This window comes from Pseudoalteromonas sp. Z1A8 (assembly GCF_011378855.1).
Classification (GTDB): Bacteria; Pseudomonadota; Gammaproteobacteria; order Enterobacterales; family Alteromonadaceae; genus Pseudoalteromonas.
Window position 1 is genome coordinate 194,645 of sequence record NZ_WTLB01000001.1, and the last position, 14,816, is coordinate 209,460.

Genomic DNA, 14,816 nt, shown 5'->3' on the forward strand with positions numbered 1-14,816 from the left:
ACTAAATGGTGAACATATTGTTCACAAAATAAATATGCATAATTATTTACAAGACTAATAAACCAAATTAAAAAACAGAGCTTAACATCAACATGGGAAGACATTAAAACTAAAATAGGAACAAAAATCACACAAATAATTTATAACTTTCTAGTACATATAATACAGATTAGTTAGCATAAATATTCAAAGTAAATTTGTCTCAATTGAAATTATTGCGAAAAGCAAAATTAACTTCAGTTAAAAAAAAAGCTTCAAATAGAAGCTTTTTTCATATTTCGTAATTTTATAAATCCTAATTAAGCGACTCAGCAACTACAGGATAATAATCCCACACTTGTTTATCGCTTAAAGAACGTACAAGCTTAATGTATTCTGCGTGTGTCCAAGCAAGTGGCGTTGCTGAATTTGTGCCCTCACCTAACTCATAACCTGCTTTGTTTACGCCTACACCATCCCATACTTGTTCAGGTAGCATCATGCCGCTATTAGCAAATTGCTCTAAGCCTTTAACATAGCTGTTTTTAATCTCGCTTTGTTTTTTATCATCTAGCGCATTATTTGCATTTGCTGCAGCGATTTCATAATGCCCGCGCTCACCTGTAAAAAATGGCCATACACGACCACGTTGCCCTGGTGTGTTACTGCCGCTTTCGGCGTAATTAGTACCGATGGTTTCATCTTCGCCATAACCGTCGTTACCATAGCGGCGATAGCCTGCAAATGTGCCGCTACCATCAGTAAAGTTAAAGCTGTATTTAACTTGTAGATTATCTTCAAGTGTTTCGTCGTCATACTCTGGTAGCGTTTTAATGATGCTTGAATCGTTAGCGCTTCTTACTCCATAGCGAACTAATTCTAAAAATCCACCATCTAAAATCTGCTTTTTGTTAAAACCTTCACGGCCATTGTTGGCATTAATTTTAGTATTTGAGTTAGCGTTAGTATCTTGACCTATACGAATGAAATACTCGCCGTCGGTGCTATCACCTTTTAAATTACCTTGGGTGGTAAACATTTGTGACTCTATATCGTTGTTATATTTTTTAGCCGTTGCTAAATAACGTTCTGCATTTTGAGTATCACCACTGAGTGTTGCTATGTCACTGGCTGTTATAAGGCCTGCCACAATGGCTGCGGTTGTAGAGGGTGAATAACCATTTTGCTCTTCCCAGCGCTCTTGCTGTGTTGCAGGTGGAGTAATTTGCGTATCGTTCCATAAAATTTTAGCTCTTCCGCCATCAACTAAAAAGTCAGCTGCCGGTTTTAGCATGCGTGCGTACCAATCTTTAAGCTCGGTATCGCTTAGTACGTTTGCTTGATGTAACTTCCACGCGAGCATAATTGGCATAGCCGTTTGATCAAGCTGTACCCCTACCCACTCAAGTTCACCGTCTACATGTGTTTTTTGTAAAAACCAGCCAGTGTCGCCATTGTTACCGGGGGTTTTACTGTTAACTTGTACTTTTTCAAGATATTCGAAGGCAGTTTTAGCTGTAGCAGTATCACCCAAAGCCATAAACGCCATAGCTACTTGATAAAAATCACGAACCCATACCGCTTTATAACCCGTCGACCCTTCTTTGGCCGAAACCGTTTCACCCCAAGGGTTAGAAAGCGAGGCGATAAGCGCGCCCGCATTGGTTTTATCTTCTTGCGCTTTTAGCACCATTGCACTGGTATAGAGTAGCTTTCCGTTATCGGCTGTTTGCTTAACCATTGTATTTAATGGCTCAAGGCTTTGTAGATAATCCTCCCATCCTAGCGCTTCACCTTTACCGTTGTAGGCATCGAGCACACTTTGATAACCTTTAGATAAGCTCTGTGCACCTTGTTGCTGGCTTTGTATCTGCGTTTTACCAAAACTAAGTGCTAAATCAAACGTGGTATTACTACTTATACTGCCAAGCTCTGCAAACATACTGACATTGCCCGATTCACTCCCTGTATTTGCATATTGCTCACTGAGTCGTTGTTTAGTTTTAAGTGACGTAATACCATCGCTTACACCTGCAAAGCCAACGCTTTTCATTTTAAATGGAGTAGATGATTGCAGTGTTAAAAAGTTATCGTCTTCCCAAGCAACTAAACCTTGCTCAGTTGTTTTTGCAAAATCACCTAAACCGTTGTTGTTAATGTATGGATTAACAGCAACATACGCTTTTACACCTTCAAGTGATGTATTAAATACAGTACGCACTAATAGTGTTTGTCCGTCTGGATCGGTGAATATGTGTTTTTCGAGGGTAAAACGCCCTTGCTTATCTGTACTTGTTACTTTGTAAGCGAGCGAGAGCGGTCTGCCTTTATCATCTTTATGTAAGTAATCAATGCTAACGTCTAAGTCGTCTGCTTCAGTAACTATAAAATCTTTACCGGTTACTACAAACTGCATATCTTTAATTTGCGCTTGGTGAATGAGTCCAAACATAGTTTCGGTGATCATACCTTTAGCAATTGAAAACCATACTTTTGATACTTCACCTGTCGCAGCGTTGTTATTATATTGGCCGTTTTGGTATTGCTCAAAAGAAGTACCAATCCCAGTTTTACCTGCGTAAGCCCAAAATGGTTCAACCCCTGGTGCGCCTGGAGCTGATGCAATCGTAGCGTCAATATTTTCGTTATTCGTATTTTGCACGCCACAGGCCGTTAAACCCAAAGTTAAAAGAGAAGCGGTAATAAGGTTATATTTTTTCATTGTGTGACCCTTAGTTTGAATTTTTAACGCGCATAACAGCAATCGCAGCAACAACAAATGATGCTGCACCAATTAATAATGCGTAAATAGGCTGGTTAGAAAATACGTGGCGTAAAATAAGCCCTAAAATACTGGCAGCTAATAACTGTGGAATGACGATGAAGAAGTTAAATATCCCCATATAAACGCCCATTTTATTACTCGGTAGTGCGTTACTTAACATGGCGTAAGGAAGCGACAAAATAGACGCCCATGCAAAGCCAACTCCTATCATAGGTATAATTAGCATTTTTGGATCTGTTATAAACATAAAGCTCGCTAGGCCTAATGCACCTAGTAGTAAGTTAAAGCAATGTGCGCCTTTTAATCCCATTTTTTTAACTAAAAACGGAATACACATTGCAGCAATGGCCGCAAAACCATTGTAAGCGGCAAATAAAATACCGACCCAGTCGGCACCATCGTTGAATGCTTTACTGGTTGCATCGCTGCTACCATAATGAAAGCTTGTTACTGCGGCTGTAGTGTATATCCACATAGCAAATAACGTAAACCAGCTAAAAAACTGCACCCACGCTAGCTGCTTCATTGCCTCTGGCATAGTAAATACATCTTGTACTACTTGATAAAAGCCGCCTTGTGTTTTATTAGCGCCTTTTAGAGCACCCGCTATCCACTGCACAATACCAAACGCTAATAAACCACCAGCAAGTAAATACAGCTCTTTTTCTAGCGCTAAGCCCATAACTAAAGCAAGGATTGCTAAACCTAGCACCACAAAAATAATGGCACCTTTATTGAAGTTGATATCTACTAATGCGGTGTTAGTCGGTTTGGTAGTTTGGTTTTCAAAAGCAGCTAATTGCTCAGGGCTATATTCTTTGGTTCGCATAACTGTCCAAAGAACTGCAACTAGTAATACAACCCCACCCCAATAAAATGAATATTTAACAGACTCAGGTATTTCTCCTGCAGCAGCGGTATTACTAACATCAAACCAATTAGTCATCATCCATGGTAATGCTGAGGCTAGTACAGCACCAATACCAATAAAAAAGCTTTGTAAGCCGTAGCCTGTAGCACGTTGTTTTTCTGGCAGGTTATCGCCTACAAGTGCTCTGAAAGGTTCCATAGTAACGTTGATTGACGCATCCATAATCCACAACATACCTGCAGCAATCCAGAGCGTTGGCGAGTGCGGCATAATAAAGAGTGAAATAGTAGTAAGTACCGCCCCTATAAAAAAGAACGGACGACGACGACCAAAACGTCCCCATGTTTTATCACTCCAATAACCAATTATTGGTTGCACTATTAAACCCGTTAGCGGTGCTGCAACCCATAAAATAGGAATATCATCAACTTGTGCGCCTAGGGTTTGAAAAATACGGCTCACATTGCCGTTTTGTAGTGCAAAACCAAATTGAATACCTAAAAAACCAAAGCACATATTCCATATTTGCCAAAAGCTCAGATTTGGTTTGTTGCTGTCATAATTATTATTTTGATTATTCATGATTAGCCTTATTAGTTAACACTGCGCTACTAAATGCGTTTAGCGTGAGCGTAAGCTTTGTAACTTGCCCGTCGGTAATGAGCTTCGTGGTATTTTGTTCAAGTAAGTCGTGTAGCGGTTTATTTTTTTCAAAGGTATTGGCTTGCTCTGCTATTAAGTTAATAACCACAGTTTGTGGCTCCTCACTAAAATTACTAAATACATAAATCGATTGCTGGCCTAACGTGCGTACAAAACCAGCAACGCGTTCGCTACCACTAAGCGAAAGCGCTGTCATACTTCCACCTACAACAGCCGGCAAACTATTGAGCGACATTATTGATTTATAATAATCACGAAGTGATGCTTGCTCGCTCGTTAAGTTAGCGCCATCGAATTTGCCGTTATTCATCCATGCTTGATGCGCTGGGACACCAATGTAGTCAAAAATGCTGGTGCGAGTAGATGTGCCAAAACCTGCGTTTTCAGATCCATCCTCCCCCACATCTTGGGCAAAATATAATAAAGTAGGTGCACGACTAATTAAGCTAGAAACGACCATTGCTGGTTTCCCCCAGCGTGCATCACCTGCAAAATCAGGGCTCGCAATGCGTTGTTCGTCGTGGTTTTCTAAAAAGTGCAACATGTGCGATTCAATATCATTAACTTGGCTTTGGGCGGCAAAAATCGTATTAGCAGCTTGCTTACCCTGCATAATGGCTTTTAATGTGTCGTAAAAGCCGACTTTGTCATACAAATAATCCATTTTTCCTTGCTGAATATACGCTCTGTACATTTTCGGGTTATAAACTTCAGCCAATAAAAATGCATCAGGTTTTTGCATTTTGATTGATGAGTTTAAAAAGCTCCAAAATTCAACCGGCACCATTTCGGCCATATCGTATCTAAAGCCATCAACGCCTTTATCAAGCCAGTACAAAGTGATATCTCTAAATTTATACCAACTATTAGGAAGCTCTTTATTTTGCCAAAACGCATAATGAGCGCGATAATCTTGATGTTCTAACTCTTTAGGTAAGGTAGGAAAGTCATAGCTGCCATCAGGCTTTACCCCGTAGTTAACTTTTACTGTTTCATACCAATCGTTTATATCAGGTTTTGGTGCTCGCGCCCCATTACCCGTCCATTTAGCCGGTGTTTCGTCAAAAAACCCATCAGCTAATGGGTGCGTATTACCACCTAAAACGGAGTAACTTTCTGACGCTGGTACTTGAAAAGACTGCCCAGGTACATAATAAAAGTTGTTCTTTTTATCGTACTCTTTGTTGGTGTCGTCTTGTTCACCAAAGTCTTTTACCCCTTTGGGTTTTGCTACTGATTTATAATTACGTGCAACATGGTTAGGCACAATATCAATAACCACTTTCATACCATGTTGATGAGTGCGCTCAATCAGATCACTAAACTCACCCAACCTATTAGTCACATTTATGGCTAAATCGGGGTTAACGTCGTAGTAATCTTTGATTGCATAAGGTGAGCCTGCACGGCCTTTAACTACATCCGGATCGTCTTGGCTAATGCCGTACTGTGTATAATCGCCTACTAGCGCATGGTGCAAAACACCGGTATACCAAACATGGGTAGTCCCTAGCTCTTTAATACCAGCTAGTGCAGCATCGTTAAAGTCGGCAAATTTGCCTACACCATTTTGCTCTTTTGTACCCCAAGGTACATTTGCGGTTTGTGTGTTACCAAATAAACGTGTAAATACTTGGTATACAACAGGCTTTGTTAACTCGTTTTGAGCCTGCTTAGGCATTTGCTGTTGTTCGGTTTCATTATTGTCTGAGCATGCACTTGTTATAAGTGCGCTGCACAGTAATGCGGGTACATAAACTGATTTTTTCATTGTGTGTCTTTTTGTCAGTAGTGTTATAGCTTTATACTAAAGATAACTGCAGCAAGCATACAGTTGCTGCATACGTATTCACTTAAACATTCACGGCGTATTAATCACTAATACCGTGGCAGCCATTGGCATTAAGTCAATACTGTTAGTTAGTTTAAAAGTGTGTTGTGTGAATAATGCCTGCGCATTGGCATTTTTTGGTATAACTTCTTGCATGTAATTAAGATTATGCTTTTGTGTTACTTTGTTTTTATTCATAAAAACTAATACAGTTTGCGTGTCACTAACGCGAGCATAACTATAAACACCATTGTTCGGACTAAAATGAACGAGCTTGCCCTTTGTAAGCGCAGGGCTTTGCTTTCTAAAGTTAAGTAGCGTGCTAATGGTCTTGTGCATATCGCGCTGCTCTTCGCTTAAACCAGCACCTGTAAATGCATTAGTTTTTTGATTTTTGAACCCACCAGGAAAATCAATTCGTATATCACCATGATCTTTACTCGGCGTGTTATCTAATATCACTTCCGTTCCGTAATACATTTGAGCAATGCCGCGCGTTGTTAAAAATAACGTCATCGCCATTTTAGTTTTAGCTAAGTCTTGCCCAAGCTCTGTATATACTCGGCTCATATCGTGATTATCAGCAAACACCATAATGTTGTTGGTATCTGGGTATAAAAAATCGTTAGCTAATGACTGATATACTTTAACCCAGCCTGTACTCCAGCTTTCATCTTCATTTAAAGCTTGAATTACCGCTTCTTGTAATGAAAAGTCCATTACACTGGGTAAGCTTGATGTGTACCCATCTTTATTTACTTTGCCGCGTTGCCAATACGACGCTATTGCAGGGTTTGAAGTCCACTCCTCACCAACAATATTAAAGTGTGGGTATTCATCCATAATGGCTTTTGTCCAATCACTTAAAAATGCTTTATCAGAGTAAGAATAGGTATCTACACGAATACCGCTTAAATCGGCGTATTCAATCCACCAAATAGCGTTTTGAATTAAATATTCACTTAAAAGTGGTTGGCGCTGATTTAAATCAGGCATGCTAGCAACAAACCAACCATCGCTAAATTGGCGTTTATCGTAGTTGCTTGCGTGTGGGTCTTGAATTGTTTGGCGCGCATGGCTTGTCGCATTTTCACCATTTTTAAATTCGCCATTAAAGTTAATCCAATCTTGGGTGGGTTTGTCTTTAACCCAAGCATGTTCAGAACCAAAATGATTAAGTACCATATCCATAACAAGACCAATGCCCTGCTCTTTAGCCTTTATTGATAACGTTTTGTATAGGTTATTCGATCCCATACGTGGATCAACGTTATAAAAATCTGTGATCGCGTAACCATGGTAAGAATAGTCAGGCATGTTGTTTTCAAGCACAGGTGTTAACCAAAGCTGTGTCACGCCTAAATTATTTAGATACGGTAGCGCATTAATTACACCTTGAATATCACCGCCATGTCGTCCGCCTTTTAAGCTTGGATTTGCACTCTCTAGCATACCTTTAACTGTATCGTTTTTTTCATCACCATTAGCAAAGCGATCTGGGTTGATTAAATAAAGGGTATCGTTAGATGTAAAGCCTTGGCGCTTTGCACTGCTTTCATCACGCGCAAGTAGTGGAAATTCAAAATTTTGGCTCGTTTCGCTGCTGCTAAATTCTAGCGTTCCAGCTTTAGCGGCATCGGAAATCGTTATATTCAAAAATACATAATTTGGGTTATCTGTACGCGTTATTTTATTTAACTTAACGCCATTGTACTTAGCTAATTTAATTTGCTCGTTAGCAATGTTTTGTTCATGCACCATGATGGTTATAGTGCTTTTATTCATGCCTACCCACCAATTGGCAGGCTCTACATTAAGTGCATAACTAAAGCTTGGTAAGCTACATGCGCTTACTAGTAAAAGTGTGTTTAAAAATCGCATTATTAAACCTTTTTAATACTGGCTAAAAAATCTTGATGAGTTGGTAGCTGCGCAACTGTTGAGTTTATCAATGTTTTTAAGGTAGAAAATAAATCGCTCAGTTGCTCATCACTTAACGAATCCACAATACTATTGTAGTCATCAGGGATAAGCCCTTGCCCTATCATTACTTGCTGCCAAGCAACCTCAGCAAATAGCTCGTCGTCTTCGCGTACTACCTTGCCAGTTTGCTTAAATAATTTCATTTTTTGGCTCAGGGAGTTAGGTATATCCATTTGCCTACATTGGCGCCAAAATGGGGAGTCTTCTCGTTCGGTGAGTTTGTAATGTAAAATAATAAAATCACGTATGTGCTCTATTTCTATTACGCTTTGTTTATTAAACTCCGTTACTAACGCATCGCTAATACCGTTGTGTGGAAATAGCTTAATTAAACGCGTAACCGCAGTTTGAATTAAATGAATACTGGTTGACTCAAGCGGCTCTAAAAAACCACTTGATAAACCAACCGACACCACATTTTTATGCCACTGCTTTAAGCGTCGACCTGTTTTGAATTTTATAACGCGTGGCTCTGTAATTGGCTCAGCGGGTAATTTTTGAAGAAGCAGCTGTTTAGCATCATCGTCTGATAAATATCGGCTACAATAAACAAGGCCATTACCAATACGGTTTTGCAGCGGTATTTGCCATTGCCAGCCTGCACTATGTGCAATGGAGCGCGTATAAGGCTTTAGCCCATTGGTACTTTGTGTTTGAACGGCCACAGCACTATCACAGGGTAAGTAATGAGACCAATCAATAAACCCTGTATTAAGTGTTTGCTCAATTAACAAGGCACGCAGCCCTGTGCAATCTATAAATAAATCACCACTAATTTGACTATCGTTATCAAGTGCTAGGCTTTTAATATTGCCTGTATAGCATTGTTCAACATGGTCTATTTTTGCATCTATATGTTTAACACCGCGCGATATAGCCAACTTTTTTAAATATTCGGCGTAAAGTGTGGCATCAAAATGGTACGCGTAACTCAGCCCAGGTAGTTGGGTATTAGGAATTGTATTGAGTGGCGCAAATTTATGCTGTTTAGCAGCTTGGTAATTGAGTGAAAAATCCCATAGCTCGTCTTCGCAACCCGTAACTTGGCCTTTTAACCAAAAGTTATAAAAATCACAAAAAGGAAAGTCTTTACCAAACGAGCCAAACGCATGCATATAACTATGCTTTGGCATTTTCCAGTTTTCAAACTCAATACCTAATTTTATTGAAGCATTAGTGGCATTAATAAAATCTTGCTCGTTTATACCCAGCGCGTTATTGAGCTGAACAATCGGCGGAATTGTTGCTTCGCCCACTCCAACCGTACCAATAGCCGATGATTCTATTAGTGTGATATTAATTACTTTACCTAACACTTTATTAAGCAGTGCTGCTGTTATCCATCCTGCGGTACCACCGCCTGCAATTACCACGTGTTTTATTGATTTCATATTATTATCCACGTTTTATTAAATTTAAGTACGGTTAAAAAGTTAGGTAAACTAGCTATAAAAAAGCCCCTGTAACACAAATTACAAGGGCTTCTACACACAGTTTTTATTATAGCTTGTAGCTAAAGCCTAACAAGTAAGTACGACCGTAATCTTGGTAATCACGTACTTGAAGTGCATTGTCGCCTGAAAGCGACGTAAACGGTTCTTCTGTCAAGTTTTGTACTTGGAACTGAATTGATAAACCTTCAAGGCTTTCAATACCCGCTTCACTAAAGTCGTAACCCGCTTGAACATCCCAAATAGTTTCACCTAAAATATCAACTTGTTCCGTGTCAAAGCCTAAGCCATATACATCGCCTTTAAAGGCACTACGTTTACGCATACTGGTACGTAACTGCATGCCATGCATTTCGTAGTAAACCGTTAAGCTTTGAATTTTATCTGAAAGACCCGGTAGTTCGTATTCGTTACCATTTTGGTCTTCAATATCAGACTCAATACCGGTGTGACTAGCAATTAAACCAAAGCCTTCAAGAGACGGATGAAATATTTTAAATGGTAATGCCAGTGATAGCTCGTAGCCATATAAATCGCCACCGCCGCCATTTATTTTACCACTGCCAGTACCCGATGATGTTGCTGGTAATTCTCCAGTAGATGGATCTGCAACACCCGACATATCAATTGCGTAAGTACCGTCAAAAATCCACTGAGTTAAATCTTTATAGAAAAACGCAGCAGAGAAGTAACCTTCATCGCTAAAGTAATTCTCGTAAGTAAAATCGTAACCAGTTGCTTCTTTAGGCTCTAAATTTGGATTACCACCCGACACAGACCAGTAGTTACCATTTTCATCTGGCGTTTGATTATATGACGCATTAACTGATGAATTCATTTCATCTAAACGTGCACGAGAAATTGTTTTAGCAGCACCAAAGCGTATTGTTTGTTGCTCATCAATCGCAAGTGACAGGTTTAAGCTAGGTAATACGTGTGAGTAATCATGACTTATGTCTGTAGGTGATGTAACAACGACACCATCAACAGTACTAAATGCATTACCTTGTGATGATTGATCAGTTTGTACATAGCGCACGCCAACATTACCCGTTAGTGCAAGGCCGCTTACTTCAGCATTAATATTTGCTTGAACAAATGCAGAAGTAATTTCTTCTTTTACAGTCCACGATTTAGTCGCATGACTTGTATTTGTTAAGCTCTCTGCAAGTAAGTCGTAATAACCATCGTTAACTAAACCATTTACATCATAAGCAATCATGTCGCCCATGCCAATAAAGCCTAAATCAACACTTCCGTTGCGGTACTGTTCTGGCACGCTAAGCATGCCTGGGTTATCTAATGAGAAACTAGATAACGTCATGAAGTAACCTTCTGAATCTTTTGTTTTCTCACGTTCTTTGTAAGACATACCAAATTCAATAGAGCTTATGTACTCGTTTTCTAATACCTTTGAAGCGGCTATTTTTAATGTTGATAATTCATCTTCAATAGTAGGTGCATTTATAAAACCGTCTTGCGCTTGGTTTTCATATTCAGTACCAGTTAAACCGTATTTATCGTTAAGTGCAGAGCTTGCACCCCACGAAAGCGGGCCACCTAACTGAATTAAACCATAATCGCTATAATCTAAATCATGTGAAAAAGTAGCCCCAGTGTTACCACCATTAAATGTGTAACCTAAGTTATCTGCTACACCGCGAGCATCGCCACGGCCAGTGCCTGAATAGCTTTCAACACTCCAGATTTTACGCTCTACTTGTGAATAACTTGCATCAAACTCTACTGACCACGAATCGTCAATATCGTATTTAGTATTAAAACCAAAAGCTGTAAGCTCGGCTTCGCGTTCTTCATAGTCATTACGAACTACAACACGTTGACCTTGGGTTACAGCGCTTGTTATAAAGCCTGACGCTTCATCAACTACTACACTGTTTGAGTCGATACTACCTTGTCCCCACGCAAATGGAACTTCAATACCGCGTAAGATTTTTTCATCTGTAAAATCTACATATAACGCATCAAACGTCATACTTAGATTGTCTGTAGGTGCAGCTTCTAAAACAAGCATTGCCGAATCACGCTCAAGCGTTGATGAACGCACGTAAGGTTTAGCACCACCTAAAATTGAATAATCGTTACCATTTTCATTGAATTCTGGGTAACCCCACGAGTTCCAACGTTTTTCTTGATTTGGTGAACTCATCGTATTTAAAGCAAATGCAACACCAATGGTATCGTCTGCAAACTGGTCAATGTATGAAATTGTACCTCGATAGCCGTCATCATTACCGTCTGGGTTTAATTTATCAAAGCTGGTTTGCTCATACTGTCCATTTACTTGAACAACACGTTCGCCTTTACTTAAAGGACGAACTGTTTGCATATTAATTACACCTGCAATGCCTTCAGCATCGATACTTGCATTTGGCGTTTTATATACAGTTACACCGCTCATAATTTCTGATGGGTAAAGGTCAAATTCTACGCCGCGATTATCACCAATAGATACCTGTTCACGACCATTAAATGTAGTACCACTTTCGTTTTCACCAAAACCACGAATGGAGACACGACTTGCGCGACCATCTAAGCGCTGCGCTGTTAAGCCTGGTAAACGTGCGATTGATTCAGCAATTGAAGAGTCTGGTAGTTTACCAATATCTTCAGCTGATATAGATTCTACAACCTGAGTAGAGAAGCGTTTAGTGTTAATAGACTCAACCACACTGCCACGAAAGCCTTTAACTTCGATTACTTCTACATCATCTTTTTTTATTGTATCTTCTTGAGCAGCCTGTGTAGCAAAGCTCGATAAGCCTGCAGCTGTTAATGCCAAAGTTAATATACTTGGTTTGAACATAGACATAATGTTTTCCCGTTACCCATATTGTGATACCCGCGTTCAATGTTTAAGTGATAGTTAAACAAGGCGAGCTAATTTTGTTGTCAGGATGAATATTAACGCCAGATTTATTTTATTAACAACTTTATGCATACGTATTCAACAATTAAAGCGCTCTTTAATATTAACATAAAACTCTCAAGACTACTTTTAACCATATGATTTTATTAAATATAAATTAAATTAAAAACACAAAGCACACATCAATAGTTAAATCGATTCTATTGAAACTTAATGGCACCTTCATTTAAATGTAAACAAGGTGAAATTAATTAGCGCTGTTATATAAAGTTTAAATTATTCCATATTTACCAAGCATTAAATTGGTCTGACCATTTTATGTAAAGCCTGGGATATATTTCCTTTGTAGTACAGTCTGTTAGGTTTAATTTAACTAAAAAATGAATGAATAACATAATTGGTAAACATTAAACACACAAATTGAATCTCTCTAAAGCTGCGCTAAGCGCTTATTTTTAATAATTTTATTGCATTATTTTTAGTGCATACGTATGCAGACTTTTTACAGGATTAAAGGCTTCACGTATGCTTTTTGCAAATAACGTGATTAATCGTAATCACAACAAAGAATAGTCTAAATACTGTGTGGAATGACGGAGAAAAGCATGACCCAAGAGCAGTGGTATAAAGGTGCGGTTATTTATCAAGTTTATCCGCGTAGCTTTCAAGATAGCAACAACGATGGCATTGGTGATTTAAAAGGGATTATTAATCGTATTGATTACATTAAGAGCTTAGGCGTTGATGCAATTTGGATTTCACCTTTTTTCAAATCGCCAATGAAAGACTTTGGCTACGATATTAGCGACTACCGCGACATTGACCCACTTTTTGGTGACTTAAACGATTTTGATGAACTAATAAGCCAAGCTCATGATCGTAATATTAAAATAATTATAGATCAGGTATTAAGCCATACATCAGATCAACACCAGTGGTTTTTAGATAGTCGTGATAATTTAACAAACGACAAAGCTGATTGGTATGTATGGGCCGATGCTAAAGAAGATGGAACAGCTCCTAACAATTGGCTGTCTATTTTTGGTGGTGGCGCATGGCAGTGGGAACCTCGCCGTGGACAATATTATTTGCATAACTTTTTAACCGAACAACCCGATTTAAACTTTCATAATCCTGACGTAAGACAAGCTGTGCTTGATAACGTGGAGTTTTGGCTTAAAAAAGGCGTTGATGGTTTTAGACTCGATGCCATTAACTTTTGCTACCACGATGCATTACTTCGCGATAACCCTGCTAAACCAAAAGACAAACGCCAAGGTCGCGGCTTTAGCGAAGATAATCCGTATGCATTTCAATATCATTACTACAACAACACTCAGCCAGAAAACATTGAGTTTATGCAAGACATTCGCACATTACTTAATAAATACCCAGGTACTGTATCGCTCGGCGAAATCTCATCAGAGGATTCATTAGCGACTATGGCAGAATATACCCAAGGTGGCGATAAGCTGCACATGGGATATAGTTTTGAGCTATTAACAAATGATTATTCAAGTGAATATATCAGAACTACGGTTCAAACTCTTGAACAGCGTATGACTGAAGGCTGGCCGTGCTGGGCATTTAGTAACCATGACGTAGAGCGCGTAGCAAGTCGCTGGAGCGAAAATGGCGAGATAAACCCTCAACAATGTAAAATGCTAACCGCCCTACTTGCTTCTCTTCGTGGCAGTGTGTGTATGTACCAAGGTGAAGAGCTTGGTTTAGGTGAAGCATCTGTTGCCTTTGACGACTTACAAGACCCATACGGCATTACATTTTGGCCTAACTTTAAAGGGCGTGATGGCTGTAGAACGCCAATGCCTTGGGAGCACGCTGATTCACCTCATGCGGGTTTCAGTGACGTAAAACCTTGGCTACCTGTTGATGATGCACACAAACAGCAATCAGTCGCTGTGCAAACAAATAAAAGCGACTCAATTTTAAACGCCTATCGTGAGTTTATGGCGTGGCGCAAAAACCAAGCAGTGCTACTTGAAGGTGATATTGAGTTTATTGAAACGCCTGAGCCTGTACTTGCTTTTTATAGAATCCTTGGAGCGCAAAAAATGCTTTGCCTGTTTAATCTAAGTTCGCAGCAAACAGCTATTAAAATGCCAACATCAATCGTTAAAGAATATATCGAGCTTAGCCATCACAGCGCAAAGTTAAGCCAAAACACATTAACGCTTGAGCCTTATGCTTGCTTTTATGCAAAGTGTTAATAATTTGAAGTTATGCTTAGCGCTATAACTAAGAGTTACACCCCGTCCTGAAGTGAACTACCCATCGACGCCACTACGTGTCGATCAATGGGCTTCTACAGTCTAGCTTTTGAATGCTAGGCTGCTTCTTTTTTC

At 39.4% G+C, this 14,816-nt stretch carries 7 protein-coding genes; 1 reads left to right on the top strand and 6 read right to left on the bottom strand.

Annotation, left to right across the window (positions count from 1 at the left end):
- Positions 1–295 precede the first annotated feature (295 nt).
- From GQR55_RS00770 to GQR55_RS00795, 6 genes are all read right to left on the bottom strand, one after another.
- On the bottom strand, positions 296–2,701 hold the full coding sequence (locus tag GQR55_RS00770) for a glucan 1,4-alpha-glucosidase (RefSeq protein ID WP_166419086.1): 2,406 nt from the start codon (positions 2,699–2,701) through the stop codon (positions 296–298).
- 10 nt (positions 2,702–2,711) lie between these two features.
- Positions 2,712–4,217, bottom strand: a complete 1,506-nt coding sequence (locus tag GQR55_RS00775) for an MFS transporter (protein WP_166419087.1) — start codon at positions 4,215–4,217, stop codon at positions 2,712–2,714.
- Positions 4,210–6,069: an alpha-amylase family glycosyl hydrolase gene (locus GQR55_RS00780; protein WP_166419088.1), complete on the bottom strand. Its 1,860-nt coding sequence runs from the start codon at positions 6,067–6,069 to the stop codon at positions 4,210–4,212. Before GQR55_RS00780 ends, GQR55_RS00775 begins: the two co-directional genes overlap by 8 nt.
- 90 nt (positions 6,070–6,159) lie before the next feature.
- Positions 6,160–8,010 carry a glycoside hydrolase family 13 protein gene (locus GQR55_RS00785; protein ID WP_166419089.1) on the bottom strand — a complete coding sequence of 617 codons (1,851 nt, stop codon included), beginning with the start codon at positions 8,008–8,010 and terminating at the stop codon, positions 6,160–6,162.
- 2 nt (positions 8,011–8,012) lie between these two features.
- Positions 8,013–9,503 carry a tryptophan halogenase family protein gene (locus tag GQR55_RS00790; protein WP_166419090.1) on the bottom strand — a complete coding sequence of 497 codons (1,491 nt, stop codon included), beginning with the start codon at positions 9,501–9,503 and terminating at the stop codon, positions 8,013–8,015.
- Positions 9,504–9,612: 109 nt separating this feature from the next.
- Entirely contained in the window at positions 9,613–12,396 is a 2,784-nt protein-coding gene (locus GQR55_RS00795; protein ID WP_166419091.1) for a TonB-dependent receptor, read from the bottom strand.
- A gap of 662 nt (positions 12,397–13,058) precedes the next feature.
- Here GQR55_RS00795 and GQR55_RS00800 point away from each other — a divergent pair.
- Positions 13,059–14,681, top strand: a complete 1,623-nt coding sequence (locus GQR55_RS00800; RefSeq protein WP_166419092.1) for an alpha-glucosidase family protein — start codon at positions 13,059–13,061, stop codon at positions 14,679–14,681.
- Positions 14,682–14,816: the final 135 nt, after the last annotated feature.

Coding starts and splice junctions, on each gene's coding strand:
- GQR55_RS00770 (WP_166419086.1), bottom strand. CDS start 2,701: ATGAAAAAATATAACCTTATTACCGCTTCTCTTTTAACTTTGGGTTTA.
- GQR55_RS00775 (WP_166419087.1), bottom strand. CDS start 4,217: ATGAATAATCAAAATAATAATTATGACAGCAACAAACCAAATCTGAGC.
- GQR55_RS00780 (WP_166419088.1), bottom strand. CDS start 6,069: ATGAAAAAATCAGTTTATGTACCCGCATTACTGTGCAGCGCACTTATA.
- GQR55_RS00785 (WP_166419089.1), bottom strand. CDS start 8,010: ATGCGATTTTTAAACACACTTTTACTAGTAAGCGCATGTAGCTTACCA.
- GQR55_RS00790 (WP_166419090.1), bottom strand. CDS start 9,503: ATGAAATCAATAAAACACGTGGTAATTGCAGGCGGTGGTACCGCAGGA.
- GQR55_RS00795 (WP_166419091.1), bottom strand. CDS start 12,396: ATGTCTATGTTCAAACCAAGTATATTAACTTTGGCATTAACAGCTGCA.
- GQR55_RS00800 (WP_166419092.1), top strand. CDS start 13,059: ATGACCCAAGAGCAGTGGTATAAAGGTGCGGTTATTTATCAAGTTTAT.